We start from the raw sequence: 26945 nt of genomic DNA, 5'->3' as shown, positions 1-26945 counted from the left end.
CGATGGCGCCGGTGCAGGCGCCACATCTTTTTTGCCAGCCAACAAAAAGCCCACCAAAAGGTGGGCTTGATGTTTTCAACTGATGATCAGAACAACTTCATCTTCGGCGCTTCTTCTTTCACTGGCTCGTTCTGCGCGGTCTGCGCATTCCAGCCGCCACCCAGGGCCTTGTACAGGTTGACCGCACTGGTCAGCTGCGCGAGGCGGTCGGTGATCAGCGCTTGCTGCGCGCTGAACAGCTGACGCTGGGCATCGAGGAAGGTCAGGTTGCTGTCGACGCCGATGCGATAGCGGCGTTCGGCCAGGCGGTAGTAATCCTGGTTGGCCTGAACGAAGTCACGCTGCGCTTGCAATTGCTCGGTGTAGGTCTGACGTGCGGCCAGGCCGTCGGCGACTTCCTGGAAGGCCGTTTGAATGGACTTCTCGTAGTTCGCCACGCCAATGTCCTTCTGGATCTTGGCGTAGTCGAGGCTGGCGCGCAGGCTGCCGGCGTTGAAGATCGGCAGGTTGATCTGCGGCTGGAACAGCCACGTTCCCGAGCCACCCTTGAACAGACCGGACAGGTCCGGGCTCAGCGTGCCCGCGTTGGCGGTCAGGCTGATGCTCGGGAAAAACGCGGCACGGGCTGCGCCGATATTGGCGTTAGCCGCTTTCAGGTTGTGCTCGGCTTGCAGAATGTCCGGACGACGTTGCAGCAGATCCGAAGGCAGACCGGCCGGCACGTCGCTGAGCAGATCGTCCGACAACGGTTTGGCCGCTTGCAGGTTGGCCGGAATGCCGGTGCCGAGCAGCAGGGTCAGGCTGTTTTCGTCTTGCGCCACCTGGCGGGTATACCGCGCCAGTTGCGCCCGGGCGTTTTCCACCGAGGTCCGCGACTGCGCCAGATCCAGCGCCGAGGCCACACCGACTTCGTTGCTGCGGCTGGTCAGCTTGTAGCTTTCTTCGAAGGCACCGAGGGTGTCCTGGGTCAGCTTGAGCAGTTCCTTGTCCGCTTGCCAGGTCAGGTAAGCGTTGGCGACGTTGGCGACCAGACTGATCTGGGTGCTGCGCCGCGCTTCTTCGGTGGCGAAGTATTGTTGCAGCGCTTGCTCGCTCAGGCTACGAACGCGACCGAACAGGTCGAGCTCGTAGGCGCTGACGCCCACAGTCGCCGAGTAGGAACTGCTGATGCTCGACTCACCGGTTTGCGAGGCGCGGGCCGGCAGGCGCTGGCGGCTGCCGGAACCGTTCGCCGACACCGCCGGGAACAGGTCGGCACGCTGGATGCGGTACTGCGCCGCGTAGGCGTCGATGTTCAGCGCCGCGACACGCAGGTCGCGGTTGTTTTCCAGTGCGACCTGAATCAATTGCTGCAGCGCCGGGTCATGGAAAAACTGCTGCCAGCCCTGCTCGGCAGCGGCTTGTGCCGGTGCCTGGGTCGGCGAATACGCCGGCCCTTGCGGGTACTGGCCTGCGACCGGAGCCTCAGGCTGCTGATAATCAGGTATCAGCGAGCAACCGCTCAGCACGAAGGCGGCGACTGCGATGGAGAGTAGCGACTTGCTCATTGGCCAGCCTCTTTAGGAGTTTCTTGAGTGTCATCCACGTGGGCGTTTTTACGTTGGCCCATGGACGAAACCGTGACAAAGAACAGTGGGACCCAGAAGATCGCCAGGATCGTGGCCGTGAGCATACCGCCAATCACGCCGGTACCGATCGCATGTTGACTGCCTGAACCGGCGCCGGTGGAGATCGCCAACGGTACAACACCGAGGACGAAGGCCAGCGACGTCATGATGATCGGACGCAGACGCATGCGGCAGGCTTCGATCGCCGCCTCACGCAGGGTGCGTCCCTGTTCGTGCAATTCCTTGGCGAATTCGACAATCAGAATGGCGTTTTTAGCCGCCAGACCGATGGTCGTCAACAGGCCCACCTGGAAGTACACGTCGTTGGACAGGCCGCGCAGACTGGTGGCCATCAACGCACCGATGATCCCCAGCGGTACCACGAGCATGACCGCGATCGGAATCGACCAGCTCTCGTACAGCGCCGCCAGGCACAGGAACACCATCAGCAGCGACAGGGCGTACAGCGCTGGCGCTTGCGAGCCGGACAGACGCTCCTCGTAGGACAGACCGGTCCAGGAGATACCGACACCGGCCGGCAGCTTCTTGGCAATCGCCTCGACTTCGGCCATCGCTTCACCGGTGGAGTAGCCCGGCGCCGGAGCCCCGAGAATCTCGACTGCTTCCACACCGTTGTAGCGCGCCAGTTTCGGTGAGCCGTAGACCCATTCGCCCTTGGCAAACGCCGAGAACGGAACCATGGTGCCTTCGGCGTTACGCACGTACCACTTCTTCAGGTCTTCGGGGCTCATGCGCGAGTCCGGCTGGCCCTGCACGTACACTTTCTTCACGCGACCACGGTCGATGAAGTCGTTGACGTAGCTACTGCCCAGCGCGATCGACAGGGTGTTGTTGATATCGCTGATGGTGATGCCGAGGGCGCTGGCCTTCTCGTCGTCGATTTCCAGCTGGAACTGCGGCTCGTCGTTCAGGCCGTTCGGCCGCACCTGCGTCAGCACCTTGCTCTGTGCTGCCATGCCGAGGAACTGGTTGCGTGCCTCCATCAGTTTTTCGTGACCGATACCGGCGCGGTCCTGCAGGAACACGTCGAAACCGGTGGCGTTACCCAATTCCAGTACCGCTGGCGGGGCGAACGCAAACACCATCGCATCGCGGAAACTGAAGAAGTGTTGCTGGGCACGGGCCGCGAGCTTGAACACGCTGTTGTCAGCGTTACGCTCGCCCCACGGCTTGAGCATGATGAACGCCATACCCGAACTCTGACCACGGCCGGCGAAGTTGAAGCCGGTCACGGTGAACACCGACGCCACTGCGTCCGCCTCACCGCCGTCCTTGTTGGGACGCAGCAGGTACTCACGCATTTCATCCACGACCACCTGCGTACGCTCGGCACTCGAACCTGCCGGGGTCTGCACCTGAGCGAACAGAACGCCCTGGTCTTCTTCTGGAAGGAACGCGGTCGGGATGCGGGTGAACAGCCAGATCATGCCGACCACGATCAACAGATAAGCCAGCAGGTACGGCACCTTGCGGGTCAGCATGTTGCCGACGCCACGCTCGTAACTCTGCACGCCACGGTCGAAGTTGCGGTTGAACCAGCCGAAGAAACCTTTCTTCGGGGTGCCGTGCTCGCCTTTCGGAATCGGCTTGAGCATGGTCGCGCACAGCGCCGGGGTGAAGATCAGGGCAACCAGTACCGACAGGGCCATGGCCGAAACGATGGTGATCGAGAACTGCTTGTAGATCACCCCGGTGGAGCCGCTGAAGAACGCCATCGGCAGCAGTACCGCCGACAGCACCAGGGCGATACCGACCAGGGCTCCCTGGATCTGGCCCATGGATTTTTTCGTGGCTTCCTTCGGTGACAAGCCTTCTTCGCTCATCACCCGTTCGACGTTTTCCACCACAACGATGGCGTCGTCCACCAGCAGACCGATGGCCAGCACCATGCCGAACATGGTCAGGGTGTTGATGCTGAAACCGGCGGCGGCGAGGATACCGAACGTACCGAGCAATACCACCGGCACGGTCATCGTGGTGATGACGGTGGCGCGGAAGTTCTGCAGGAACAGGAACATCACCAGGAACACCAGCGCGATCGCTTCGACCAGCGTGTGCACCACGCCTTTGATCGACTCGGTCACCACTGGCGTGGTGTCGTACGGGAACACCACTTCCATGCCTTGCGGGAAGAACGGCTTGAGGCTGTCGATGGTGTTACGCAGGGCCTTGGCCGTGTCGAGGGCGTTGGCACCGTTGGCCAGTTTCACCGCCAGACCGGACGCCGGGCTGCCGTTGAACTGGGCGCTGATCGCGTAGTTCTCACCGCCGAGGCCAACTTCAGCCACGTCTTTGAGGCGAACCTGCGAGCCGTCCTTGTTGACCTTGAGCAGGATTTCCTTGAACTGCTCGGCCGTCTGCAGACGGGTCTTGCCGATGATCGTCGCGTTCAGTTGCTGGCCCTTGACGGCAGGCAAGCCACCGAGCTGACCGGATGAAACCTGAACGTTCTGCGCCGCGATGGCGGTTCTGACGTCGACCGGGGTCAGGTTGAAGTTGTTCAACTTGGCCGGGTCCAGCCAGATGCGCATCGCGTACTGGGCACCGAAGACCTGGAAGTCACCGACACCGGCGGTCCGCGAGATCGGGTCCTGCATGTTCGACACGATGTAGTTGGACAGGTCGTCCTTGGTCATGCTGCCGTCACGCGATACCACGCCGATCACCAGCAGGAAGTTTTTCACTGCCTTGGTCACGCGGATACCTTGTTGCTGCACTTCCTGGGGCAACAGCGGGGTGGCCAGGTTCAGCTTGTTCTGGACCTGGACCTGCGCGGTGTCAGAGTTGGTGCCTTGCTCGAAGGTCGCGGTGATGGTCATGCTGCCGTCGGAGTTACTTTCCGAGGACACATAACGCAGGTTGTCGATACCGTTGAGTTGCTGCTCGATCACCTGGACCACGGTGTCCTGCACGGTTTGCGCGGACGCACCCGGGTAGGTCACGGAGATCGCAATGGCCGGCGGTGCAATGCTCGGGTATTGGTTGATCGGCAATTTCAGGATCGAAAGCGCGCCGACCAGCATGATCACCAGGGCTATTACCCAGGCGAAAATCGGACGGTCGATGAAGAATTTTGACATGAGTTACTCCCCTTGGCCGCCGGCGGCTTTATCAGCTGCCTGAGCGGGGGCCGGGTTCTTGGTGCCGACGTTGGTCGCTTCGGTCGCTTTGACCTCAACGCCCGGTTTGACGTACTGCAAGCCTTCGGTGATCAGACGATCGCCGGCCTTCAGGCCGTCTTCGATCAGCCACTGGCTGCCGACGGTGCGGCTGGCCTTGAGCTGACGCAGCTCGACCTTGTTGTCGGCGCCGACGACCAGTGCGGTCGGGGTACCTTTGAGGTCGCGGGTCACGCCTTGCTGAGGCGCGAGGATCGCGGCGCTGTTAACACCAGCCTGCAACTGGGCGTGCACAAACATGCCCGGCAGCAGGGTGTGATCCGGGTTCGGGAACACGGCGCGCAAAGTCACCGAACCGGTGGTCTGGTCAACCGAGACTTCGGAGAACTCCAGCTTGCCGTCGAGCTTGTACTGACTGCCGTCTTCCAGGGTCAGCTTGACCTTGGCGGCGTTGTCGCCAGCCTTTTGCAGACGGCCGCTTTCCAGTTCGCGGCGCAGCTCCAGCAGTTCCACCGACGACTGGGTCACGTCGACGTAGATCGGATCGAGCTGCTGGATCACGGCCATGGCATCGGCCTGGCCGTTGCTGACCAGCGCGCCTTCGGTCACCGAAGAGCGGCCGATACGACCGGAAATCGGCGCATAAACCTTGGTGTAACGGACATTGATCTGCGCACTCTGCAGTGACGCTTCCGACTCCATCCGATTGGCCACGGCAGTGTCGTATTCCTGACGGCTGACGGCTTGCTCATCGACCAGTTGCTTATAGCGGTCGGAAATCGACTTGGTCGAACGCAGGTTGGCCTCGGCGCTTTTCAGGGTCGCTTCATAGACCGACGGATCGATCTGATACAGCTGCTGGCCGGCTTTGACGTCGCCGCCTTCCTTGAACAGACGCTTGAGAATGATGCCGTTGACCTGCGGACGCACTTCGGCGATGCGGAACGCACTGGTGCGGCCCGGCAGTTCCGAGGTGAGCGTGAAAGCTTGTGGTTGCAGAGTGACGACGCCGACCTGAGGAGGCGGAGCGGCCGGGGCCGCTTCTTCCTTTTTACATCCGCTGAGCAGCGATGCCAGGGCGACGGCAGTGACCAGGGCGGTAACAGCTGGCTTGAATTGCATGTAGATCCTCGGGTCAGGCGCGCGAAAAGCGCACAAGAAGTGTGGAAAAGTAAAAATCGGGCACCGGGTGGATAAGTAGCTTGCTAAGGAATATACTTACGTTCATGGTTGTTTGTAAATACCTGCGCCGCGTACCCACCCTGTTACAAAAGTCGTCGCAAGGTTTGAAATTGTAGGCCGGGGAGTCGATTCATGAGAGATCGCCCCCTCTTTATTCAGCGGATATTCAGCCATCCCTGAAACGTCCTGTTTGAGGTTTTACTGCCATGGTCCGTCGTACCAAAGAGGAAGCTCAAGAAACCCGCAGCCAGATTCTGGAAGCGGCTGAGAAGGCCTTTTATGAAAGGGGGGTCGCCCGCACCACCCTGGCGGACATCGCGACCTTGGCCGGTGTCACGCGCGGTGCCATCTACTGGCATTTCAGCAACAAGGCCGATCTGGTCCAGGCCATGCTCGACAGTCTGCATGAGCCGCTGGATGAATTGGCCAAGGCCAGTGAAAGCGAGGACGAACTCGATCCATTGGGCTGTATGCGCAAATTGCTGATTCATTTGTTTCATCAAGTTGCGCTGGACCCGAAAACCCGGCGCATCAACGAAATTCTGTTTCATAAATGCGAGTTCACCGATGAAATGTGCGATCTGCGCCAGCAGCGCCGGACAGCCAGCCTCGACTGCAATGTGCGCATCGGCCTGACCCTGCGTAATGCGGTGAATCGCGGCCAGTTGCCGACAGATCTCGACACCGCCCGCGCGGCCATCAGTATTCACGCCTACATCGATGGCCTTTTATATGGCTGGCTGCTGGCACCGGACGGCTTTGACCTGCATACAGAAGCTGAACGCTGGGTCGACACCGGGCTGGACATGCTGCGCCTGAGCCCCAGCCTGCGCAAATGAAACAAAATGCGCAATTGGCCATGGGGATGTCAATCAGCCGGTATGGCCATTGATCGCGGCGCAGAGTTTAAACGTAGCGAGCCAGGCATTTTGTAGGGAAATTGTGTCGCCCTTGTGAAACCGTGTTTCGCCGCTTGCCCTCATCCTCCGGCAACAACAAAAAGCCCCCGACTCTCACAAGTCGGGGGCTTTTGCGTTTCCAGGGTATGGCTTACAGCGTCGGATAGTCGATGTAACCCACCGGACCCTTGCCGTAGAAGGTTTCCGGATGCGGCTCGTTCAGCGGCGCATCAGCCTTCAGGCGTGCCGGCAGATCCGGGTTGGCAATGAACGGCACGCCGAACGCCACTGCGTCAGCCTTGCCTGCGGCCAGCCAGGCGTTGGCGCTTTCTTTGGTGAATTTTTCGTTGGCAATGTAAGGGCCACCGAACGCTTCTTTCAGCTGTGGGCCGAGGCTGTCGGCGCCTTCTTTCTCGCGCGAGCAGATGAAGGCGATACCGCGCTTGCCCAGTTCACGGGCGACGTAAGTGAAGGTCTCGGCGAGGTTGTCATCGCCCATGTCGTGGGAATCGGCACGCGGTGCCAGGTGCACACCCACGCGGCCGGCGCCCCAGACTTCGATCGCGGCATCCGTCACTTCCAGCAGCAGGCGCGCACGGTTTTCCAGCGAGCCGCCGTAGTGGTCGGTGCGTTGGTTAGTGCTGCTTTGCAGGAACTGATCGAGCAGGTAACCGTTGGCGCCGTGGATTTCCACGCCGTCGAAACCGGCGGCCTTGGCGTTCTCGGCACCGGTGCGGTAGGCGTCGACGATGTCGGCGATTTCAGCGGTTTCCAGCGCGCGCGGCGTCGGATAGTCGGCCAGTGGGCGCACCAGGCTAACGTGGCCCTTTGGCTGGATGGCGCTTGGCGCGACCGGTGCTTCACCGTTCAAGTACGAAGGGTGAGAAATGCGGCCAACGTGCCACAGTTGCAGGAAGATCTTGCCGCCGGCAGCGTGAATCGCCTTGGTGACGTTGGCCCAGCCACGCACTTGATCGTTGGACCAGATGCCCGGGGTGTCCGGGTAGCCGACGCCCATCGGCGTTACCGACGTGGCTTCGCTGAGGATCAGGCCAGCCGAGGCGCGTTGTACGTAGTATTCAGCCATCAGCGCGTTGGGAACACGGCCTTCGTCGGCGCGGCAGCGGGTCAGCGGGGCCATGATGATGCGGTTGCTCAGCTCGATGTCGCCGAGTTTGATGGGATCGAAAATAGTCGCCATGTCTATAAGCCTCTTGAAGGGAAGTTGATCAGTTGGAAGCAGGGGCCAGCTCGGCATTGCCGTTCTGGCGGAAGGTAATCAGGGTCACCAGCAGCGCGAGCACGGCCAGCGCGGCGGCTGCGAGCGGCACGCGGGTCAGGCCGTAGCCGTGGGCGATGACGCTGCCACCGACCCAGGCGCCGAGGGCGTTGCCGACGTTGAAAGCGCCGATGTTCAGGGTCGAGACCAGGTTGGGTGCAGCCTTGCCGAAGGTCACCACGTTGACTTGCAGCGCCGGCACGGCGGCGAAACATGCGGTGGCCCAGAGGAACAGGGTGATTTCAGTCGGGATCAGCGCGACGCTGGTCCAGCTCAGCACGGTGGAGACCACGGCCATGGCAATGAACACGCCGATCAGCGTGGCGGCCATGCCTTTGTCCGCGAGCTTGCCGCCGATGATGTTGCCGACGGTCAGGCCCAGGCCGATCAGCATCAGCGTCCAGGTCACGCCACGCGGCGAGACGCCGGTGACTTCGCCGAGCAGCGGCGCAACGTAAGTGAACAGGGTGAACACCGAGGCGGCGAACAGCGCGGTCATGCTCAGCGACAGCCAGATGCCGGCGCCTTTGAGGGCGGCGAGTTCGGCGCGCATGTCGAGTTTTTCTTCGTCACGCTTGGCCGGCAGGAAACGGATCAGGCCGATCAGCGCGATCACACCAATCGCAGTCACCGCCCAGAAGGTCGAACGCCATCCGGCTTCCTGACCCAACGCCGTGCCCAGCGGTACGCCCAATACGTTGGCCAGAGTCAGGCCGGTGAACATCAAGGCCACCGCCGAAGCACGTTTGTTCGGCGCGACCAGACCGGCCGCCACCACCGAACCGATGCCGAAGAACGCGCCGTGACACAGAGCGGTGACCACGCGGGCAAACATCAGCACGTTGTAATCGCTGGCGATGGCGCAGAGCAGGTTGCCGACAATAAAGATGCCCATCAATGCCACCAAGGCTGCCTTGCGCGGCAGCTTCGCAGTGGCCAGCGCCATGAACGGTGCGCCGATGGCCACGCCGAGGGCGTAACCGGTAACCAGCCAGCCGGCACCGGGAATCGACACACCGAGGTCGGCCGCCACATCGGGCAGCAGGCCCATGATGACGAATTCGGTGGTACCGATGGCGAAGGCGCTCAGGGCCAGGATGAGGAGCGAGAGGGGCATGCGGGGTTCCTTGTCGGCTGGCTGACGTTAAGGGTCAGAGCTCTTTACTGAGGGTGTTGAGGAACGCCTGGATGACGTCCTCGTTACGTCTGAAAAAATGCCACTGCCCGGCCTTCTGGCTGCTGATCAGCCCGGCCCGTTGCAGCGTTGCCAGGTGCGCCGACACGGTCGATTGCGACAGGCCGCAGCGTTGATCGATCTGCCCGGCACAGATGCCGTATTCGTGGTTGTGCAACTGCTCGGGAAACTCGGCTTTGGGATTCTTCAGCCAGTTGAGGATGTCTCGCCGTACTGGGTGCGCCAGGGCTTTTATTATTTCGTCGAGGTCGAGGTTCATGGCTTGGGCTCGTGTTGGCAGTGGCGATATATCGCGATGAGGCGAACTTTAAATCGTTAGATCGCGATATACCAATATGAAATCGGTCTGACGGACTAATAAATCGCTATATCGGGTTATAACGATATTGAGGTGATAGCAGGGCGGACGCAGTGCTAAGCTGCGCCCCATGAACTATCTCGCACATTTGCACCTCGGTGGCCAGCGCCCCGGCCAGCTGCTCGGCAGCCTGTATGGCGACTTCGTCAAAGGGCGCCTGCAAGGGCAGTTTGCCCCGGAGATCGAGGCGGCGATTCAACTGCATCGGCGCATTGACGTGTTCACCGACCGTCATCCGTTGGTGGACATCGCCCTGGGACGTTTTTCGCAGACCCGGCGACGCTACGCCGGGATCGTCCTCGATGTGTTTTTCGATCACTGCCTGGCGCGGGATTGGTCGAGCTATGCCGATCGGCCGCTGGAGCTGTTCACCGCTGACGTGTATCAGGTGCTGTCTCGCGAACGGCAATTGCCCGAACGGCTGGCGAAGATCGCGCCGCACATGGTTGCCAACGACTGGCTGGGGTCGTATCGCGAGTTTGAAGTGCTGGAACAGGTGCTGCGTGGAATCTCGCGACGGTTGACCAGGCCTGAAGAGCTGGCGGGGGCGATGGAGGAATTGCGGCGGTTGTATGAACCGCTGAGCGAAGACTTCAGTCTGTTCTACCCGCAACTACAGGATTTCGCACAAAACGCGAAACCACCGAAAATCTAATTGTAGGAGTGAGCCTGCTCGCGATAGCGGTCTGTCAGTCACAGTTGCATCGACTGATAGACCGCTATCGCGAGCAGGCTCACTCCTACAGGGGATCTGTGTTTCAGGCAGCGATTGCCGGGCGCATCGGCGCTTGTCGGGTGTCGGGAACCGATCCAAACAACGCCTTCTGCACCGCCTGCTGCGCCTCGAACGCCAGCGCTGCACGCTCACGGCCCTGACACGCGATCGGTTTGAGCAAATGTACTTCGACATCGCCGCAATCGTTGCTGAACAACCGCATCAAGTGCGAGAGCAAATCATCGTCGCCAATGAACGGCGCCAGCCCATCGATTTCGCCATCACGCAGATAACGGATCGCTACCGGTTGCAGCAACACCTCGGAATCAATCGCGGCCGACAGCAAGCGACCATGAAAAGTGCGCAGCGAGCGGCCGTCGGTGGTGGTGCCTTCGGGGAACATCAGCAAGGCGTGATCGGTTTGCAGGTGACGGGTCATCTGTTTGCGGATCAACTGGCTGTCGCCGGCGCCGCGACGGATGAACAGGCTGCCGGCCTTGGCCGCGAGCCAGCCGGCCACCGGCCAGGTGCGCACTTCGGCCTTGGACAGAAACGACAGCGGCGTGAGCATGCCCAGCAGCGGAATGTCGGTCCACGACACGTGATTGCTGACCCACAGCATCGGCTGCTTCGGCAGCTCGCCGTGCACCGTCACGCGAAAGGGCAGGGCGTTGCCCAGGCGCGCCATGAAGAAGCGCGACCAGCGCTGGCGACGCTCCATCGAGTGTGCCAGACCGATCCGTTCGAACACACCGAAGACGCTGGCCATGGTCAGCCCCAGCGTCACCACCAGCAGCACTCGCGCGATTCGCGCGTACACCCGCAGCCGGCTCATCACACGGCCGCCTTGAAGTGCTTGGCGTAGCGCGGGCAGAGTTCGTCGCGCTTGAGCAGGATGAACACGTCGGCGACCTGGAAGTCTTCGTCCCAGCACGGCTCGCCGCAGATCTTCGCGCCCAGGCGCATGTACGCCTTGAGCAGCGGCGGCATTTCGGCGATCACGTTCGATGGAATATCCAGTGTCGGCAGCGGATTTTTTGGCTCGGCGCGCAGGTGTTCGGTACACAGGTAACGCTCGCGCAGACGCTGCATGATCGCGTGGGCCTGAATGCCGCCGTCCTGCATCGGAATGCTCGCGCAGCCCATCAGATAGCTGTAGCCACCCTGATTGAGCACTTCGGCCAGTTCGCCCCAGAGCACGGCGATGGTGCCGCCGTTGCGATAGGCCGGGTCGACGCAGGTGCGGCCGATCTCCAGGATCGGGCCTTGCAGATGCGCGAGGCCGTGCAGGCTGAATTCTTCTTCACTGTAGAACTTGCCGAGGCTGCTGGCAGCGGTATGATCGAGCAGACGCGTGGTCGCCACCAGGCGCCCGGTGTTCAGGTCACGCACGCCGATGTGGCTGCAGTGAACATCATAATCATCCATGTCCAGACCCAGCTCCGCGCCTTTGAGTTTGGCGTTGAACTCGCCGCTAAAGACGTTGAAGCGCAGGGCCTGGGCTTGCTGCAAGGCTTCGGCGCCAACCAGGCGTTCGGCTTGCAGGCGGCGTTCATTGCCGGTGTCGCTGATGCGGGCGATTTGCGTCATGTGAATCTCCGTACGGGCCTTGAACCCGTCGTGGGTTGCAGCCGATCGACTTTCTTTATGCAGCCGTGTTGTGCAAAGTCAGGCTATGTAGCCCCGGTGTCATCGCCATGAACGTTCGGTGATGCTTATATGACAGCCCAAAAGGAGCCGCTTATGCCCTGGTCAGATTTACTGCACCGCCGAGAACGCTTGCCTGTCGTTGCCGACCTGGCCGAGGGTTTTGCAACGTTGTTGCAGGCGTTGGGCAGCGTCACGCCTTTCGAATTGGCGGTCGCGGGCGGTCGGCGCATGGCGACACCAGGGCTGGCGTTTCTGGTCGGTTATCAGGCAGCGTTGCGCATGTTGTGGCCGAGCGCGCCGCTGAGCCTCGGTGCCTTGTGTGCGACCGAACAGCGCAGCCTGCGCCCGGCGGACATGCAGACGCGGTTGGCCGATTTGCGCTTGAGCGGGCGCAAGGATTTTGTCACCGCCGGCGACGCGGCGGACTGGCTGCTGATTGCAGCGCGCAGCGAATCACCCGGCGAAGCGCCGCGCCTGAGTCTGGCGGTGGTCTATCCCGGCGAGCCTGGCGTGAAGGTGGAAAAGCTGCCGGCGTTGCCGTTGATGCCGGACATCAGCCATGGGCGGCTGCACCTCGATGGCGCGCTGTGCGAATTGCTCGCCGGCGATGGCTGGGACGCTTACGTCAAACCGTTTCGAACCCTTGAAGATGTTTACGTGCTCAGTGCCATGACCGCGTGGTTGTACGGTGTCGGCCAGGACAGCGACTGGCCGCAGGCATTGCAACTGCGTTTGCTGGCGCTGCTGGCCGGGTGTGCCGAGGCGAGTCGGCAACCGCCGAACAATCCGGCCGGGCATGTGCTTTTGGGTGGGTTGTTTGCGCAGTTTGAAGCGCTGGAGGGGGAGGTGATTCAGGCGCTGGCCGAGGGCCCGGCGGAGTGGGCGCAGATGTGGCAGCGGGACAAGGGCGTGATGCAATTGGCGACGGGGGCGAGGGCCAAGCGGCTGACCAAGGCTTTGGCAGTGACCTGAAGGGCCGCATCGCGAGCAGGCTCACTCCTACAGGGGACCGCATTTCTTTCAGTTGAAATACGATGAACTGTAGGAGTGAGCCTGCTCGCGATAGCAATATATGAAACGCCACCAACCTGTCATGAATCCCGCCTCTCAGCAGACCAACCCCAGAGCCTCAACCATGTTCAAAGGTCTGTCCCTGTTCCTGCTGCTGATCAGCCTCACCGCCCAGGCCGAACAATGGCCCGGCGAGCAATGGTCGGTCGGTCCGCAGATCACTGCCGTTACCGATCTGGAAAACTACGCCTTCCCAACCCGTGATGAATCCACCCGCCAAGGCATCCGCACCGACGCCTTGCTGATCATCCGCGACGGCCAGATTATCTACGAACGCTACGCCGGCCCGACCACCGAACAGACCCCGCACCTGACTTGGTCGATCAGCAAAAGCCTGTTGGCTACCGTCCTCGGTATGGCCTACGGCGAAGGCCTGTTCAAACTCGACGATCCTGCGCTGAAATTTTACCCGACGCTGGAAAAACACCCAGCGATCACCCTTGCCAATCTGCTGAATTGGGCCTCGGGTCTGGACTGGCAGGAAGACTACGAATACGCCCCGCTGAAATCCTCGGTGGTGGCGATGCTCTACACCCGTGGCCATCGCGACATGGCCGGATTTACCGCCGAGCACGACGCCTACGCCGCGCCGGGGCAAGCTTTTCGTTATTCCAGCGGCGATAGCAATTTGCTCGCCGCCGCGCTGAAGACCATGGTCGGCCCGCAGCGTTATCCAGACTATCCATGGACAGCGCTGTTCGAGCCGCTGGGCATTCGCCACGCCGTTTGGGAAACCGATGCAAACGGCACTTTTGTCGCCTCGTCTTATGCTTATCTCACCGCACGTAATCTGGCGCGGGTCGGTCTGTTGATGGCGCGGGGCGGACGCTGGAATGATCGGCAGTTGCTGCCCAAGGATTGGGTCGCGTTCAACCTCAAACCTTTTGCCGGTTACAAGGCGCATCAGGACGCAGCGGTGCCAGGCGGCCATTGGTGGCTCAACCGTCCTGTCGAGGGCGCATCATCACCGTGGCCCGACGCACCGCCCGACGCCTTCGCTGCTCTCGGCCATTGGGGCCAGGCGCTGTACGTGATTCCCAGCGAGAAACTGGTGATTGTGCGTTACGGCGATGATCGCGACGGCAGCTACAAGCACAACGAACTGCTCAAGCGCGTGTTGCAGGCGGTGCGGCCATGAAGCGGTTTCTGTTGCTGCTGCTGGTGGCGCTGCTCGGCTGGAGCTTTTATGAGCGCGAGAACCTTTGGGCCTTCCCGGACATCATCAGCGCCTACACCGCCAAGGAATATTGCTCGTGCCGTTATGTGATGAACAACGACGCCGAGTATTGCCGTGGTTACGTGCAGCAGTGGCTGCCCATCAGCAGCTTCAGCGATGAAGCGTCCAGCAAAACCGTCAGCGTCAGCGGCATGGGCCGCAGCAACAGCGCGCAGTGGCTGAGCGAACGGCAAGGCTGCCGCCTTAATCCCTGACCACACCCGTTCTCCCTGCAAACAAACTCCCCCTGTGGGAGCGGGCTTGCTCGCGAAGGCGTCATGTCAGCCTGAACAGTTGTTACCTGATACACCGCTTTCGCGAGCAAGCCCGCTCCCACAGTTGCAATGCATTCCCCTGCAGCCGCTGTCACAGGCTGTGATCTTTTGCTCTGGATGTTTGCAATAACCCCATGGGCGGTTAAGGTTCGTGCAGGTTTATCACCCCCACGAGTCTTCAATGTTCAACCGCTCCCTCGATAAGATTTGCGCCAGTCTGCTACTGGCCGCCGCTGCCTTACCGGCACACGCCAATTGGTATCTGGACGGCGAGTCTTCACGGCTGTCATTCGTCAGCACGAAAAACGCCAACGTGTCCGAAGTGCAGCGCTTTCTGGTGCTGCACGGCAAAGTCGACCCCAACGGTCGCGCCGAAGTCGAAGTCGAGCTGGACTCGATCAACAGCGGCATCCCGCTGCGCGATGAGCGCATGCGCAAGGAGCTGTTCCAGATCGAGCAATTCCCCGACGCAACCATCACCACCCAGATCGACCTGCGTCCGATCAACGATCTGGCCCCCGGTGCGCAGCTGGAGTTGCGCCTGCCACTGACCGTCAATCTGCACGGCAAACAGCACGAATACCCGGCCGAGTTGCTGGCTACGCGCCTGGATGACCGGCGCTTTCAAGTGGTGACGCTGGAGCCGCTGGTGATCAATGCCGAGGATTTCGACCTCGCGCCAGGTCTGGAGAGTCTGCGTAAACTGGCCGGGCTGTCGGCCATCAGTCTGTCGGTGCCGGTGGGTGCGGTGCTGATCTTCACGGCGCGCTGACGTGCGCGGTGCAGTGTTCCCTTGGCGCGACGGCAACCGTTTCGAATTGCTGATCGACGGCCCGCAGTTTTTTCCGCGAATGCTCGAGCACATCGCTGGCGCCAAAGAGCAGATCGAACTGGAGCTGTACCTGGTCGAGGCCGGCGCCTGTGCCGACACCATCGTCCAGGCGCTGGTGCTGGCGGCCGAGCGCGGCGTGCGCGTGCGTTGCCTGTTTGATGATTACGGCAGCCTCGCATTCACCCTCACATTGCGTCAGCGCCTGATGCAGGCAGGGGTGGAGCTGCGTTTCTACAATCGCTTGAGCTGGCGGCGCTGGGTCGGCAATTTCTATCGGGATCACCGCAAATTGCTCCTGGTCGATCAGTGCCTGGCGGTGGTGGGCGGCACCGGCGTTACCGATGAGTTCTGGACGCCGGGCTTTGATGTCAGCGAGTGGCACGAAGTGATGGTCGAGATCCGCGGCCCGTTGGTGATCGATTGGCAATTGCTGTTTGATCGGCAATGGATCGCCAACCGCTACCGCCGCGCCTGGCGCCCGGCGGCGCATTTCGGTTTGCCGCGCTTACCGCGAGTCCCGGACAAAGGCGAGGGCATGGGCCGCGTGGCTTACGCCGATGCCCGTCAGCACCGCGATATTTTGCAGTCGCTGTTTCGCGCATTGAACAGCGGCCAGCAACGCATCTGGATGGCCACCCCGTATTTCCTGCCGACCTGGAAAATCCGCCGCTCCCTGCGCAAGGCCGCTGCCCGCGGCGTCGACGTGCGTTTGCTGCTGACCGGGCCGCGCACCGATCATCCGTCGGTGCGTTACGCCGGCCATCGTTATTACCCGCGCCTGCTCAAGGCCGGGGTGCAGATCTTTGAATACCAGCCGTGCTTTCTGCACTTGAAAATGGTGCTGGTGGACGATTGGGTGAGCATCGGTTCCTGCAACTTCGATCACTGGAATCTGCGCTTCAATCTGGAGGCAAATCTGGAGGCGTTGGATCCGCCCCTGACGGCGGCGGTCGAGGCGAGCTTCGTCAAGGATTTCGCCCTGAGTCAGCAGGTGAGTCTGGAAGAGTGGCGGCGCCGGCCGTTGTGGCGGCGGGTCAAGCAGCGGGTGTGGGGATGGGTGGATCGGCTGGTGGTCAACATCCTCGATAAACGCGGGTAAACCGATTGTCAAAGCAGGCGAGCCTATGATTGTTCCCATGCTCCGCGTGGGAATGCCTCTAGGGACGCTCCGCGTCCAGTGACGCGGAGCGTCACGGGCTGCATTCCCACGCAGAGCGTGGGAACGATCAAAAGTGGTGAGTTCCCAATGTGGGAGGGGGCTTGCTCCCGAATGCGGAGTGTCATTCAGCATGGATTTAGCTGATGCACCGCCTTCGGGAGCAAGCCCCCTCCCACATGGTTTTGTGTTGTTCCCAGGATTACAGCAGTTCAAAACTCTGCTGCGTCACCGCCTGTGAATCCAGGCCGATCTGCACGTTGAACTTGCCCGGTTCTGCCGCGTACTTGAGCTGGGCGTTGTAGAACTTCAGGTCATCCTCGGTGATGGTGAAGTGCACGACTTTCTGTTCGCCGGCCTTGAGCATGATTTTCTGGAAGTTCTTCAGTTCTTTCACCGGGCGGATCATCGAACCGGTGACGTCCTGAATGTACAACTGCACCACGGTTTCGCCATCACGCTTGCCGGTGTTCTTGACCATGACGCTGGCGTCGAGCTTGCCGGTGGCGTTCAGGGTAGTCGACGACAGCGCCATGTCGCTCAGGGCGAAGGTGGTGTAGCTCAGGCCATAACCGAACGGAAACAGCGGGCCGGTCGTGTCATCGAAGTACTGCGAAGTGTAGTTGCCCGGCTTGCCCGGGGTGAACGGCCGGCCAATGCTCAGGTGATTGTAGTAAGTCGGAATCTGGCCCACGGAGCGCGGGAAGGTCACCGGCAGTTTGCCCGACGGGTTGTAGTCACCGAACAGCACGTCGGCAATGGCGTTGCCGCCCTCGGTGCCGCTGAACCAGGTTTCCAGAATGGCGTCGGCGGACTGGTTCTCTTCAAGAATGGTCAGCGGGCGGCCATTCATCAACACCAACACCAGCGGCTTGCCGGTGGCTTTCAGCGCGCGGATCAGCTCGCGCTGAGTTTCCGGGATGTTCAAGTCGGTACGGCTGGAGGATTCGTGAGACATGCCACGGGACTCGCCAACGGCAGCCACGATCACATCAGCGTCTTTCGCGGCTTTCACTGCTTCGTCGATCAGCACGCTGGCCGGGCGTGGGTCATCGACGACTTCCGGCGCATCGAAGTTGAGGAAGTTCAGGTAGTCGAGGACCTTCTTGTCGCCGGTGATGTTGGCGCCACGGGCGTAGATCAGGTTGGCCTTGTCGTCGATCAGCGAACGCATGCCATCAAACAGCGTGACCGATTGTGCCGGGCGACCGGCGGCCGCCCAACTGCCCATCATGTCGATCGGCGCCTTGGCCAACGGGCCGACCAGCGCGACTTTCGCGGTTTTCTTCAGCGGCAGGGTTTCATTCTGGTTCTTCAGCAGCACCAGGCTGCGACGCGCTACGTCGCGCGCCTCGGCGCGGTGCAGGCGGCTCTCGGCGTAGGTGTCGGCCGGATCATCCTCGGCCTTGCCGATGCGCAGGTACGGGTCCTTGAACAAGCCCATGTCGTACTTGGCTGCGAGCACCTCGCGCACGGCGTTGTCGATGTCCTTCTGCTCGATGTCACCGGACTTGAGCAGCCCCGGCAATTCTTTGCCATAGAGGGTGTCGTTCATGCTCATGTCGATGCCGGCCTTGATCGCCAGCTTCGCGGCTTCCCGACCGTCGCGGGCGACGCCGTGCTTGACCAGTTCAAAAATGGCGCCGTGGTCGCTGACCGCCAGGCCCTTGAAGCCCCAGTCCTTGCGCAGCAGGTCGTTCATCAGCCAGGTGTTGGCCGTGGCCGGAATGCCGTTGATCGAATTCAACGCCACCATCACGCCACCGGCGCCGGCATCGATCGCGGCGCGGTAGGGCGGCAGGTAATCCTGGTACATCTTCACCGGGCTCATGTCGACGGTGTTGTAGTCGCGACCGCCTTCAACCGCGCCGTACAGGGCGAAGTGCTTGACGCTGGCCATGATGCTGTCGGCCGCGCTCGGGGTCTGGCCCTGATAGGCCTTGACCATGACGCTGGCAATGCGCGAGGTCAGGTAAGTATCTTCACCAAAACCTTCGGAACTGCGGCCCCAGCGCGGATCGCGGGAGATATCGACCATCGGCGCAAAGGTGATGTCGAGGCTGTCGGCGGCGGCTTCTTTGGCGGCAACACGACCGGACTGGCCGATGGCGTCCATGTCCCAGCTTGACGCGAGGGCCAGTGGAATCGGGAAAATCGTACGGTGACCGTGGATCACGTCGTACGCAAAAAACATCGGGATCTTCAGGCGACTGCGCATGGCCGCGTCCTGCATCGGACGGTTTTCGGCACGGGTGATCGAGTTGAAGGTGCCGCCGATGTTGCCGGCGGCAATTTCCTTGCGGATCAGCTCACGGGGCATTTCCGGGCCGATGCTGATCAGGCGCAACTGGCCGATTTTTTCATCGAGGGTCATCTGCTTCATCAGGTTGCTGATGAAGGCGTCCTTATTTTCCAGAGGAACCGGGGTCGTGGCGGCCAGTACCTGATGACTGGCCAGGCTGACGAGCAGGCCCAGCAAACACAGCTTCTTCATGAATTTCTTCTCAAGGGCCCAAACGGTGATGTAACACCGGCCAGCCAAAATGTAGGGAGCGACTATTGTTGTTCGGGTGCCGGCGCAAAATAGCCGAGCCAAAAAACCACCGCCGACAGCGGCGGGGTGAAGGTGAAGGGCACTTTTTAGCCCATTCACCCGTCGCATGCCAGTGGCGGCGCCGATTATGCCCCAACCGCCGGCCGGGAATGTCCAGCGCTCGGTTTTTAAATCAAATGTGCCATGGAGCATTACTGCAATGACTATCAGTCCAACCAATCGTTCACGGTTACAGATCGCGACTTTGCTGGTGTTCGCCACGCTGTTGACCGCGTGCGGCATCAACAATATCCCGACCCTCGACGAACAGGCGAAAGCCGCGTGGGGCCAGGTGCAGAACCAGTACCAGCGCCGTGCCGACCTGATCCCCAATCTGGTGGAAACGGTGAAAGGCTATGCGGCCCACGAACAGGAAACGCTGACCGCTGTGATTGAGGCGCGAGCCAAGGCGACCTCTATTCAGGTCGATGCCAGCACCCTCGACAATCCCGAGAAGCTCAAGCAGTTCCAGCAGGCCCAGGATCAACTGACCGGTGCGTTGAGCCGCTTGATGGTGGTCTCCGAGCGCTATCCGGACCTGAAGGCCAACCAGAACTTCCTGGCCCTGCAATCGCAACTCGAAGGCACGGAAAACCGCATTGCCGTGGCGCGTCGCGATTTCATTCTGGCAGTGCAGAAATACAACACCGAGATCCGCACCTTCCCCGGTCGCCTGTGGCACAGCGTGATGTATAGCGATCTGCCGATGCGCGAAACCTTCGAAGCCACCACGCCCGGCGCGGAAAAGGCCCCGGAAGTGAAGTTCTGACTCGAGGTTGCCCATGCGTGTGTTGAAACTGGGCCTGGTGCTGATGCTGTGGCTGTTCGCCGTCAGCGCCCAGGCCGAATTGACGTTCCCGGCGCTGAGCGGGCGCGTGGTCGATCAGGCGCAGATGCTCGAGCCGTCGGTGCGCGCGCAACTGAGCCAGCAATTGCAGGCCCACGAACAGGCCACTGGCGAGCAATTGGTGGTGGTCACGGTGCCGGACCTGCAAGGCACCCCCATCGAGGATTTTGGCGTTCAACTGGGGCGGCATTGGGGCATCGGCCAAAAGGACAAAAACAACGGCGCCCTGCTGATTGTCGCCCGTGACGAGCGCAAACTGCGCATCGAAGTCGGTTATGGTCTGGAGGACCGGCTGACCGATGCGCAATCGTCGGTGATCATTCATCAGGTCATCACGCCGGCGTTCAAGGCCGGCAATTTCAACAAAGGCATCAGCGACGGCGTCGCGGCGATGCTCGTGGTGCTGGGCGGCAATCCACTCGATGAGCCGTCGACCGTTTATGAATCCAGCGGCGACCCGGCCGATGATTTCATCTCGCGGCACCCGGCGCTGTTCATGTTTTTGGTGATGTTGTTCATCCTGACGGTGTTTGTCTGCCAGATGCTCGGTATCCTGCCTGCCGGTCGTGGCGGCTCCGGGGGAGGGGGCGGCTTCGGCGGTGGCGGTTTTGGCGGCGGCGGTGGCGGGGGCTTCAGCGGCGGCGGGGGCAGTTTTGGCGGCGGCGGTTCGTCCGGCGGCTGGTGACATCAAAAGAATAATGAGCAGGCACTTTTCGACATGGCATTACTGACTGAACACGAACAACGCAAAGTCGCCGAGGCGATTGCCCGGGTCGAGCGCGACACCGACGCCGAACTGGTCACGGTACTCGCTGCCCGCGCCGACGACTATGCGTACATTCCGCTGCTGTGGGCCAGCCTGTTGGCGCTGGTGTTGCCCGGCATCGTCCATTACCTCACGGGCTGGCTGACCCTGCGCAGCCTGCTGCTGGTGCAGTGGGGCATGTTCATCGTCCTCTGCCTGTTGTTCCGCCTGCCGAAAATTACCACCCACCTGGTTCCGCGCCGCGTACGCCATTGGCGCGCATCGAACCTGGCGCGGCGGCAGTTCCTTGAACAGAACCTGCACCACACCGCTGGCGGTACCGGCATGCTGATTTTTGTCTGCGAGGCTGAGCGGTATGTCGAGATTCTCGTGGATGAGGGGATTTCCAAGCGGCTGGATAACAGCAACTGGGACGCGATTGTCGCAGCGTTTACCGAACAGGTCCGGCAGGGCCGCACGCTGGAAGGGTTTGTGACGTGTGTGGAGGCGTGTGGTGAGTTGTTGAAGGTGCACGTGCCGGTGACGCAGGTGCGCAATGAGTTACCGAATCGGTTGGTCGTCCTCGGCTGATTTTCCCGGACTCAGCAATTCCTTGTGGCGAGGGGATTTATCCCCGTTGGGCTGCGAAGCGGCCCCATGCGGTGTATCAGTGAAACCCAGTATTCAGGTGTGGCGACTGCTCTGCAGCCGAACGGGGATAAATCCCCTCGCCACAGGGTTCGGTGTCATGGATTTTGCCGTTGGGTAAATAAGAGGGTGTCCCCAACTCCCATCCCCCCTAAAATACCCGCCATTCCCGATTCCGCCCGTCCGAGGCCGCTTGTCCATGCCCGTTTCCGCTTCTTCCGCGCCGCCCGCCAAACCGGCCGCCGATCACCACGCCCAGTTCATCGAACTGCTGCAAACCAGCCTCGACGACGGCGGTTTCATCAAAATGGTGCTAGCCAAATATGTTGGTGAAGAGGCGGATCTGCAGCGGATCATCATCAAGCCGGTGACGGTCAAGGCGCAGCCGTGCCTGTCCTTCGTCTACCGCTACAAGACCCGCGACATCACCAAGAATCTGGCGTTGAGCGAAGGCGTGGCGACGATTGCCGGGCTGGTGCCGGAGGCCTTTAAAAATGCGCATTTACTGGCCGTGAGCGATGAAGCCCAGCTCGAATACAGCAAAAAGGGCAAATCTTCGCTGTTCAAAAGCAAACCTCAGCAATTGCGCGAAGCACCGTCCGCCGAGCACAACCGCGAGAAGAACCGTTTTCTCGAACTGAGCCGCCCCTTCCTCAAAGACCTCGGCGTGACCAATGCGCAGCACGAGCTGATCCCGGCGATGTCGCGCAAATGGAAGCAGATCAACAAATTCATCGAAGTGTTCAGCCACGCGCTGACCTCGTCGCCACTGGCGCTGGACAAACCGGTGCGGGTTGCGGATTTCGGCTCGGGCAAGGGCTATTTGACGTTCGCCATTCACGACTATCTGCGCAACACCCTCAAGGCCGAGGGCGAAGTCACCGGTGTCGAGCTGCGCGAAGAAATGGTCAACCTGTGCAACGCGGCGGCGGCAAAGCTGGAGCACCCGGGCCTGGTGTTCAAGTGCGGCGATGTGCGCACGGTGGCGCCGAGTGAACTGGACGTGATGATCGCGCTGCACGCCTGCGATATCGCCACGGACTACGCGATCCACACGGGCATCCGTTCGGGCGCGTCGATCATCATGTGCTCGCCGTGCTGTCACAAGCAGATCCGCTTGCAGATCCAGAGCCCGGCGCTGCTCAAGCCGATGCTGCAATACGGCCTGCACCTGGGCCAGCAGGCGGAAATGGTCACCGACAGCCTGCGCGCACTGTTCCTTGAAGCCTGCGGGTACGAGACCAAGGTGTTCGAGTTCATTTCGCTGGAACACACCAACAAGAACAAGATGATTCTCGCCGTGAAACGCGCCGATCCGGTCGATCCGACGCAGCTGCTGACGAAAATCGAGGAACTGAAGGCGTTCTACCAGATCAGCGAACATTGCTTGGAAACCCTTCTGCGCGCCGACGGCTATCTGGCCTGATTCACCGCCGAACCGTGTGGGAGGGGGCTTGCTCCCGAATGCAGCATGTCAGCCAACGAAGATGCTGGATGTGATGCCGCCTTCGGGAGCAAGCCCCCTCCCACATTTGAAATGCAACTCTCTGTGGGAGCGAGCCTGCTCGCGAAGAGGCCGGTACAGGCGACAGATAGCCCGGACTGGTCTTTACTCTGAAGCGCGAAACCTCTCATTCGCCAGGAGAAACCAGCATGTCCGGATGGTACGAAGTAAGTAAAAGCGGCAACGGCCAATTCAGGTTCGTGTTGAAAGCGGCCAATGCCGAAACGATTCTGACCAGCGAGCTGTACACCACGCGCGCGGCGGCCGATGGCGGTATTGCCTCGGTGCAGACCAACAGCGCGGTCGATGAACGTTACGAGAAAAAGTCGACCAAGGATGGCCATCCTTACTTCAATCTGAAGGCGGCCAACCACGAGGTCATCGGCAGCAGCGAGGCGTATTCATCGCAGGCGGCGTGCGATAAAGGCATCGCCAGCGTGAAGGCGAACGGTGCGACGAAGACGATCAAGGACAAGACGCTGCCGGTGCTCTGAGTCCACCACTTCCCTTGTAGGAGTGAGCCTGCTCGCGATAAAGCCATCAGATCAGCACAGGTGTCGCCTGCCGGACCGCTATCGCGAGCAGGCTCACTCCTACAGATGCAATGCATTCCATTGTGGGAGCGAGCCTGCTCGCGAAGGCGCCAGTCCGGCCAACATCAAACCTCAACCGGCACGGACAACTTCGGATCGCCCAGCGCATGGCTCTTGGCGTCAAAGAACCGCAACTCGACCCCGGTACCGTCGAACACGTTGCTGTAATGGCGCTTCTGATGCTGAATGAACGCCGCACTGCGCGGGTAAATCGAGATCGCCACGCTCGCCGGTTTGGCCAGGCGCAGCGCGCGGACGATGTGCGCATCCTGCTCGCCAAGCGCATGGCCGAAGACGCACAGGTTGCCGCCGTGTCCCAACAACTGCTCATAACAGAACGACAGATAATCCGAGCCGCGGATGGTCTTGAGCTTGTCGGCACTGGGCCCTTCGGTGACGAACAGCGGCACGTCATCCAGCGTCTTGAGGGTGTTGTTGATCGCAAAGCTGCCGAGCAGCGTGCCCTCGGTGGAAGTCAGTTTGCGCGCGGTGCCATCCTGATTGCGTACCAGATGCAGGCCGCCGTGCAGGTACAGCAGGCGTGGTTTGTTCGTGTCCGTCTGGGTTAAATCGAAACTCGCGTTCGCACCGTTGAACAGGTCGTCGATGGCCTCGCTCTGGTGTTGCAGCGCCCAGTAATTGAGCAGATCGTAATTGGTGGTGAGCACCGTGCGATAGCGCGCCAGTTCTTCGTTCAGCGTCGCCAATGTCGAAGCTTTCACCAGTCGCCACGGAATGTGCACCGCGTGCACAGTGTTGATCAGTGCTTCCTTGATCGCGTAGTAACGGTTGCGCGGTGCCGCCGAGCTGACGGCCAGGGCCTTGTTGACCCGACTGGTGGTTTTCAGCGCGCCCAGTACTTGCTCGAAGCTGCGCGTCTGCAATGCATCGAATACCGCCAGTTCCGACGGACTCAGGGGTTTCTCTTCAACAGTGCGGGCGTTTTCGAACAGCGAGTCGTAGCCGAAGTCATCCCACACCGCGCGGCTGGCGCCGTTGCCCACCAGCAAAGCGCTGAAGTCGGTTGCTGTGCGCAGGGCGTTCCAGTCTTCGAGGTTGGCGTCGACATTGAGGAAATCGGTCATTACGTGGGCGGTCTCAAAACGAAGGGCAGATGGACGGCGACTTTATCACGAGCCGCCATTGAGCCAGATCAACATCCGTCGTGACTGATCGGTCGATGCTGTGCCTGTCCGCCGGCTAGCAGCAGTCGAACCGGCCCCCGTCAGGAGATGCGCGCATGACCAGCACCTTTTTTATCCCGGCCGTCAACATCATGGGCAACGGCTGCCTCGACGAAGCCATGATTGCGATCCGTAACTACGGTTTCCACAAGGCGCTGATCGTGACCGACTTCGGCCTGGCGAAAGCCGGAGTCGCCGCCAGGATCGCGGAGAAACTGGCGATGCAGGACATCGACTCGGTGATTTTCGACGGTGCCAAACCGAACCCGAGCATCGCCAATGTCGAGATGGGGCTGGGGCTGCTCAAGGAGAGTCGCTGCGATTTCGTCGTGTCGCTGGGCGGCGGCTCGCCCCACGATTGCGCCAAAGGCATCGCCCTGTGCGCGACCAATGGTGGGCAGATTCGCGATTACGAGGGCGTCGATCAATCGAGCCAACCGCAACTGCCGCTGATTGCCATCAATACCACCGCCGGCACCGCCAGCGAGATGACCCGCTTCTGCATCATCACCGACGAATCGCGCCACGTGAAAATGGCCATCGTCGACCGCAATGTCACGCCGCTGCTGTCAGTCAACGACCCGCAATTGATGGTCGCCATGCCCAAGGGGCTGACCGCCGCCACCGGCATGGACGCCCTGACGCACGCCATCGAAGCCTACGTCTCGACCGCCGCCAACCCCATCACCGATGCCTGCGCCTTGAAGGCCATGACGCTGATCAGCAACAACCTGCGCCTGGCAGTGCGCGACGGCAGCGACCTCGCAGCGCGAGAGAACATGGCCTATGCGCAGTTCCTCGCGGGTATGGCGTTCAACAACGCGTCCCTCGGATTTGTTCACGCGATGGCGCACCAGTTGGGCGGCTTTTATGACCTGCCACACGGCGTGTGCAACGCCGTGCTGCTGCCCCATGTCCAAACGTTCAACGCGTCGGTCTGTGCCGACCGACTGACCGACGTCGCCCACGCCATGGGCGCTGACATCCGCGGCTTCAGTGCCGAAGAGGGCGCGCAAGCGGCGATCAACGCCATCCGCAGCCTGGCCAAAGACGTCGAGATCCCCGGCGGCTTGCGCGAGCTGGGCGCCAAGCTCAGTGACATCCCGGTACTCGCCGCCAATGCCTTGAAGGACGCCTGCGGACTGACCAATCCACGGGCGGCGGATCAGCGCCAGATCGAGGAGATTTTCCGCAACGCGTTTTGAGACCGGCACAGCGCGAACGAACGGCGTTATCCTCGCCGTTCGTTCGCGCCACTACCGCCGAGTCTTTCCATGCTGCAAAAAAGCCTGATCCGCCGCCTCGACCTGATCACTCTGCAACTGTTCGTCGCCGTCCACGAAGAAGGCACGCTGACCCGTGCGGCTGCGCGCGAAGCCATCGCCGTGTCGGCAGCGAGCAAGCGCCTGATGGAATTGGAGCAGGCGCTGGGCATCGCTCTGTTCGTGCGTCAGGCCAAAGGCATGCTCCTCACGCCGGCCGGTGAAACGCTGCTGCACCATGCGCGACAGATGCTTTTCAACGTGGAGAAGATGGGCCTGGAACTGGGCGAGCACAGCCACGGTGTGCGCGGTTATGTGCGCATGCTGGCCAATCTTTCAGCGATCATTCAGTTTCTGCCCGAAGACTTGCGCGACTTCTCGGCGCAGCATTCGCAGGTCAAGACCGACCTTGAAGAGCGCCCCAGTGCCGGGGTGATTCAGGGTGTACTCGATGGCGTCGCGGACCTCGGCATCTGCTCCGACGACAGCGATACCAAAGGCCTGCACAGCGCGTTGTATCGCCAGGACAAACTGGTGGTGGTGATGCTGCCCGAGCATCCGTTGGCTACGCGCGAATCGGTGGCCTTCGGCGAAACCCTCGGTAGCGACTACGTTGGTTTGCACGCGGCCAGTTCGATCAACATGCGCACCCACGCGGCGGCACGGCAGGCCGGCAAGGTCCTGCGCATTCGCATTCATGTGCCGGGATTCGATGCGGTCTGCCGGATGGTTCAGGCGAACATGGGCATCGGCATTCTGCCGCAGCGTGCCTACGAGTTGTTCGGTCAGGCGCTGGGGTTGCGGGCGGTGCCGCTGACGGATGCCTGGGCGGATCGAACCTTGATCATAGTGGTGCGCGATGAGGCGGGGTTGTCGCCGGTGAGCCGGATGTTGTTTGAGCATTTGCGAGCACAAGGCTCTTGGATCTCGATTGATTGAGCCGGCCTCATCGCGAGCAGGCTCACTCCTACAGGGGGGCTGTGCTGGACTTGAA

The 26945-nt window shown here is 61.2% G+C and carries 24 protein-coding genes; 14 read left to right on the top strand and 10 right to left on the bottom strand.

The window, feature by feature from the left end; genetic code table 11:
• Positions 1 to 86: 86 nt before the first annotated feature.
• The 3 genes from emhC to emhA are packed head-to-tail and all read right to left on the bottom strand — an operon-like array spanning position 87 to position 5869.
• Entirely contained in the window at positions 87 to 1547 is a 1461-nt protein-coding gene (gene emhC, locus HU739_RS11115; protein ID WP_186552085.1) for an efflux RND transporter outer membrane subunit EmhC, read from the bottom strand.
• Positions 1544 to 4708: an efflux RND transporter permease subunit EmhB gene (gene emhB / locus HU739_RS11110; protein WP_186552086.1), complete on the bottom strand. Its 3165-nt coding sequence runs from the start codon at positions 4706 to 4708 to the stop codon at positions 1544 to 1546. The genes emhC and emhB overlap by 4 nt, the downstream gene beginning before the upstream one ends.
• A gap of 3 nt (positions 4709 to 4711) precedes the next feature.
• Positions 4712 to 5869: an efflux RND transporter periplasmic adaptor subunit EmhA gene (gene emhA / locus HU739_RS11105; RefSeq protein WP_186552087.1), complete on the bottom strand. Its 1158-nt coding sequence runs from the start codon at positions 5867 to 5869 to the stop codon at positions 4712 to 4714.
• A gap of 266 nt (positions 5870 to 6135) precedes the next feature.
• Between emhA and emhR the strand changes: the two genes are divergently transcribed.
• Positions 6136 to 6768 (top strand): efflux system transcriptional repressor EmhR, encoded by a 633-nt coding sequence (emhR, locus tag HU739_RS11100; RefSeq protein ID WP_186552088.1) that lies wholly within the window; start codon positions 6136 to 6138, stop codon positions 6766 to 6768.
• Between the two features lie 211 nt (positions 6769 to 6979).
• On the opposite strand, the gene HU739_RS11095 is transcribed toward emhR, so the two are convergent.
• From HU739_RS11095 to HU739_RS11085, 3 genes are read right to left on the bottom strand one after another with little or no spacing between them, the layout of a single operon-like run.
• Positions 6980 to 8029 carry an alkene reductase gene (locus tag HU739_RS11095; protein WP_186552089.1) on the bottom strand — a complete coding sequence of 350 codons (1050 nt, stop codon included), beginning with the start codon at positions 8027 to 8029 and terminating at the stop codon, positions 6980 to 6982.
• Positions 8030 to 8057: 28 nt separating this feature from the next.
• Positions 8058 to 9224 (bottom strand): MFS transporter, encoded by a 1167-nt coding sequence (locus HU739_RS11090; protein WP_186552090.1) that lies wholly within the window; start codon positions 9222 to 9224, stop codon positions 8058 to 8060.
• Positions 9225 to 9258: 34 nt separating this feature from the next.
• Positions 9259 to 9561: an ArsR/SmtB family transcription factor gene (locus HU739_RS11085; RefSeq protein ID WP_186552091.1), complete on the bottom strand. Its 303-nt coding sequence runs from the start codon at positions 9559 to 9561 to the stop codon at positions 9259 to 9261.
• Between the two features lie 169 nt (positions 9562 to 9730).
• Here HU739_RS11085 and HU739_RS11080 point away from each other — a divergent pair, with 169 nt between their 5' ends.
• On the top strand, positions 9731 to 10315 hold the full coding sequence (locus HU739_RS11080) for an acyl carrier protein phosphodiesterase (protein WP_186552092.1): 585 nt from the start codon (positions 9731 to 9733) through the stop codon (positions 10313 to 10315).
• A gap of 103 nt (positions 10316 to 10418) precedes the next feature.
• Here HU739_RS11080 and HU739_RS11075 read toward each other — a convergent pair whose 3' ends face one another.
• Both HU739_RS11075 and olsB read right to left on the bottom strand, forming a co-directional pair.
• A complete protein-coding gene (locus HU739_RS11075) occupies positions 10419 to 11210 on the bottom strand; it encodes a lysophospholipid acyltransferase family protein (RefSeq protein ID WP_186552093.1) in 792 nt (263 codons plus the stop codon).
• The gene (gene olsB, locus HU739_RS11070) at positions 11210 to 11965 is read right to left on the bottom strand and encodes an L-ornithine N(alpha)-acyltransferase (protein ID WP_186552094.1); all 756 of its coding nucleotides are present in this window, start codon (positions 11963 to 11965) and stop codon (positions 11210 to 11212) included. Before olsB ends, HU739_RS11075 begins: the two co-directional genes overlap by 1 nt.
• Before the next feature lie 153 nt (positions 11966 to 12118).
• On the opposite strand from olsB, the gene HU739_RS11065 reads away from it, so the two are divergent.
• The 5 genes from HU739_RS11065 (at position 12119) to HU739_RS11045 (ending at position 16518) form a co-directional block, all read left to right on the top strand.
• Positions 12119 to 12997 (top strand): acyl-CoA dehydrogenase middle domain-containing protein, encoded by an 879-nt coding sequence (locus HU739_RS11065; protein WP_186552095.1) that lies wholly within the window; start codon positions 12119 to 12121, stop codon positions 12995 to 12997.
• Positions 12998 to 13160: 163 nt separating this feature from the next.
• Entirely contained in the window at positions 13161 to 14234 is a 1074-nt protein-coding gene (locus HU739_RS11060; RefSeq protein WP_186552096.1) for a serine hydrolase domain-containing protein, read from the top strand.
• Positions 14231 to 14527 (top strand): amidase, encoded by a 297-nt coding sequence (locus HU739_RS11055; protein ID WP_186552097.1) that lies wholly within the window; start codon positions 14231 to 14233, stop codon positions 14525 to 14527. Before HU739_RS11060 ends, HU739_RS11055 begins: the two co-directional genes overlap by 4 nt.
• A 241-nt stretch (positions 14528 to 14768) precedes the next feature.
• A complete protein-coding gene (locus HU739_RS11050) occupies positions 14769 to 15359 on the top strand; it encodes a YceI family protein (protein ID WP_186552098.1) in 591 nt (196 codons plus the stop codon).
• A 1-nt stretch (position 15360) separates the two neighbouring features.
• Entirely contained in the window at positions 15361 to 16518 is a 1158-nt protein-coding gene (locus HU739_RS11045; protein WP_186552099.1) for a phospholipase D-like domain-containing protein, read from the top strand.
• A gap of 259 nt (positions 16519 to 16777) precedes the next feature.
• Here HU739_RS11045 and bglX read toward each other — a convergent pair whose 3' ends face one another.
• Positions 16778 to 19069, bottom strand: a complete 2292-nt coding sequence (gene bglX / locus HU739_RS11040; protein ID WP_186552100.1) for a beta-glucosidase BglX — start codon at positions 19067 to 19069, stop codon at positions 16778 to 16780.
• A 259-nt stretch (positions 19070 to 19328) separates the two neighbouring features.
• Between bglX and HU739_RS11035 the strand changes: the two genes are divergently transcribed.
• From HU739_RS11035 to HU739_RS11015, 5 genes are all read left to right on the top strand, one after another.
• Positions 19329 to 19937 (top strand): LemA family protein, encoded by a 609-nt coding sequence (locus tag HU739_RS11035; protein WP_186552101.1) that lies wholly within the window; start codon positions 19329 to 19331, stop codon positions 19935 to 19937.
• A 13-nt stretch (positions 19938 to 19950) separates the two neighbouring features.
• The gene (locus HU739_RS11030) at positions 19951 to 20700 is read left to right on the top strand and encodes a TPM domain-containing protein (RefSeq protein ID WP_186552102.1); all 750 of its coding nucleotides are present in this window, start codon (positions 19951 to 19953) and stop codon (positions 20698 to 20700) included.
• Positions 20701 to 20733: 33 nt separating this feature from the next.
• Positions 20734 to 21351, top strand: coding sequence for a TPM domain-containing protein (locus HU739_RS11025; protein ID WP_186552103.1), 618 nt, complete (start codon positions 20734 to 20736; stop codon positions 21349 to 21351).
• 256 nt (positions 21352 to 21607) lie between these two features.
• Positions 21608 to 22834, top strand: a complete 1227-nt coding sequence (locus tag HU739_RS11020; protein ID WP_186552104.1) for a class I SAM-dependent methyltransferase — start codon at positions 21608 to 21610, stop codon at positions 22832 to 22834.
• A gap of 227 nt (positions 22835 to 23061) precedes the next feature.
• A complete protein-coding gene (locus HU739_RS11015) occupies positions 23062 to 23406 on the top strand; it encodes a YegP family protein (protein ID WP_186552105.1) in 345 nt (114 codons plus the stop codon).
• Between the two features lie 164 nt (positions 23407 to 23570).
• Here the strand turns inward: HU739_RS11015 and HU739_RS11010 are convergent, their stop codons facing one another.
• Positions 23571 to 24590 (bottom strand): DUF4917 family protein, encoded by a 1020-nt coding sequence (locus tag HU739_RS11010; RefSeq protein WP_186552106.1) that lies wholly within the window; start codon positions 24588 to 24590, stop codon positions 23571 to 23573.
• A gap of 155 nt (positions 24591 to 24745) precedes the next feature.
• On the opposite strand from HU739_RS11010, the gene yiaY reads away from it, so the two are divergent.
• Complete coding sequence (gene yiaY, locus HU739_RS11005) at positions 24746 to 25894, top strand: L-threonine dehydrogenase (protein WP_186552107.1); 1149 nt, start codon at positions 24746 to 24748, stop codon at positions 25892 to 25894.
• Positions 25895 to 25963: 69 nt separating this feature from the next.
• Positions 25964 to 26890: a LysR family transcriptional regulator gene (locus HU739_RS11000; RefSeq protein WP_217844313.1), complete on the top strand. Its 927-nt coding sequence runs from the start codon at positions 25964 to 25966 to the stop codon at positions 26888 to 26890.
• Positions 26891 to 26945 lie beyond the last annotated feature (55 nt).

The organism is Pseudomonas hamedanensis (genome assembly GCF_014268595.2).
Taxonomy (GTDB): Bacteria; Pseudomonadota; Gammaproteobacteria; order Pseudomonadales; family Pseudomonadaceae; genus Aquipseudomonas; species Aquipseudomonas hamedanensis.
Note: the sequence above shows the minus strand (reverse complement) of the source record. Positions and strands in the feature narration are given on the sequence as shown.

Coding starts and splice junctions, on each gene's coding strand:
- emhC (WP_186552085.1), bottom strand. CDS start 1,547: ATGAGCAAGTCGCTACTCTCCATCGCAGTCGCCGCCTTCGTGCTGAGC.
- emhB (WP_186552086.1), bottom strand. CDS start 4,708: ATGTCAAAATTCTTCATCGACCGTCCGATTTTCGCCTGGGTAATAGCC.
- emhA (WP_186552087.1), bottom strand. CDS start 5,869: ATGCAATTCAAGCCAGCTGTTACCGCCCTGGTCACTGCCGTCGCCCTG.
- emhR (WP_186552088.1), top strand. CDS start 6,136: ATGGTCCGTCGTACCAAAGAGGAAGCTCAAGAAACCCGCAGCCAGATT.
- HU739_RS11095 (WP_186552089.1), bottom strand. CDS start 8,029: ATGGCGACTATTTTCGATCCCATCAAACTCGGCGACATCGAGCTGAGC.
- HU739_RS11090 (WP_186552090.1), bottom strand. CDS start 9,224: ATGCCCCTCTCGCTCCTCATCCTGGCCCTGAGCGCCTTCGCCATCGGT.
- HU739_RS11085 (WP_186552091.1), bottom strand. CDS start 9,561: ATGAACCTCGACCTCGACGAAATAATAAAAGCCCTGGCGCACCCAGTA.
- HU739_RS11080 (WP_186552092.1), top strand. CDS start 9,731: ATGAACTATCTCGCACATTTGCACCTCGGTGGCCAGCGCCCCGGCCAG.
- HU739_RS11075 (WP_186552093.1), bottom strand. CDS start 11,210: ATGAGCCGGCTGCGGGTGTACGCGCGAATCGCGCGAGTGCTGCTGGTG.
- olsB (WP_186552094.1), bottom strand. CDS start 11,965: ATGACGCAAATCGCCCGCATCAGCGACACCGGCAATGAACGCCGCCTG.
- HU739_RS11065 (WP_186552095.1), top strand. CDS start 12,119: ATGCCCTGGTCAGATTTACTGCACCGCCGAGAACGCTTGCCTGTCGTT.
- HU739_RS11060 (WP_186552096.1), top strand. CDS start 13,161: ATGTTCAAAGGTCTGTCCCTGTTCCTGCTGCTGATCAGCCTCACCGCC.
- HU739_RS11055 (WP_186552097.1), top strand. CDS start 14,231: ATGAAGCGGTTTCTGTTGCTGCTGCTGGTGGCGCTGCTCGGCTGGAGC.
- HU739_RS11050 (WP_186552098.1), top strand. CDS start 14,769: ATGTTCAACCGCTCCCTCGATAAGATTTGCGCCAGTCTGCTACTGGCC.
- bglX (WP_186552100.1), bottom strand. CDS start 19,069: ATGAAGAAGCTGTGTTTGCTGGGCCTGCTCGTCAGCCTGGCCAGTCAT.
- HU739_RS11035 (WP_186552101.1), top strand. CDS start 19,329: ATGACTATCAGTCCAACCAATCGTTCACGGTTACAGATCGCGACTTTG.
- HU739_RS11030 (WP_186552102.1), top strand. CDS start 19,951: ATGCGTGTGTTGAAACTGGGCCTGGTGCTGATGCTGTGGCTGTTCGCC.
- HU739_RS11025 (WP_186552103.1), top strand. CDS start 20,734: ATGGCATTACTGACTGAACACGAACAACGCAAAGTCGCCGAGGCGATT.
- HU739_RS11020 (WP_186552104.1), top strand. CDS start 21,608: ATGCCCGTTTCCGCTTCTTCCGCGCCGCCCGCCAAACCGGCCGCCGAT.
- HU739_RS11015 (WP_186552105.1), top strand. CDS start 23,062: ATGTCCGGATGGTACGAAGTAAGTAAAAGCGGCAACGGCCAATTCAGG.
- HU739_RS11010 (WP_186552106.1), bottom strand. CDS start 24,590: ATGACCGATTTCCTCAATGTCGACGCCAACCTCGAAGACTGGAACGCC.
- yiaY (WP_186552107.1), top strand. CDS start 24,746: ATGACCAGCACCTTTTTTATCCCGGCCGTCAACATCATGGGCAACGGC.
- HU739_RS11000 (WP_217844313.1), top strand. CDS start 25,964: ATGCTGCAAAAAAGCCTGATCCGCCGCCTCGACCTGATCACTCTGCAA.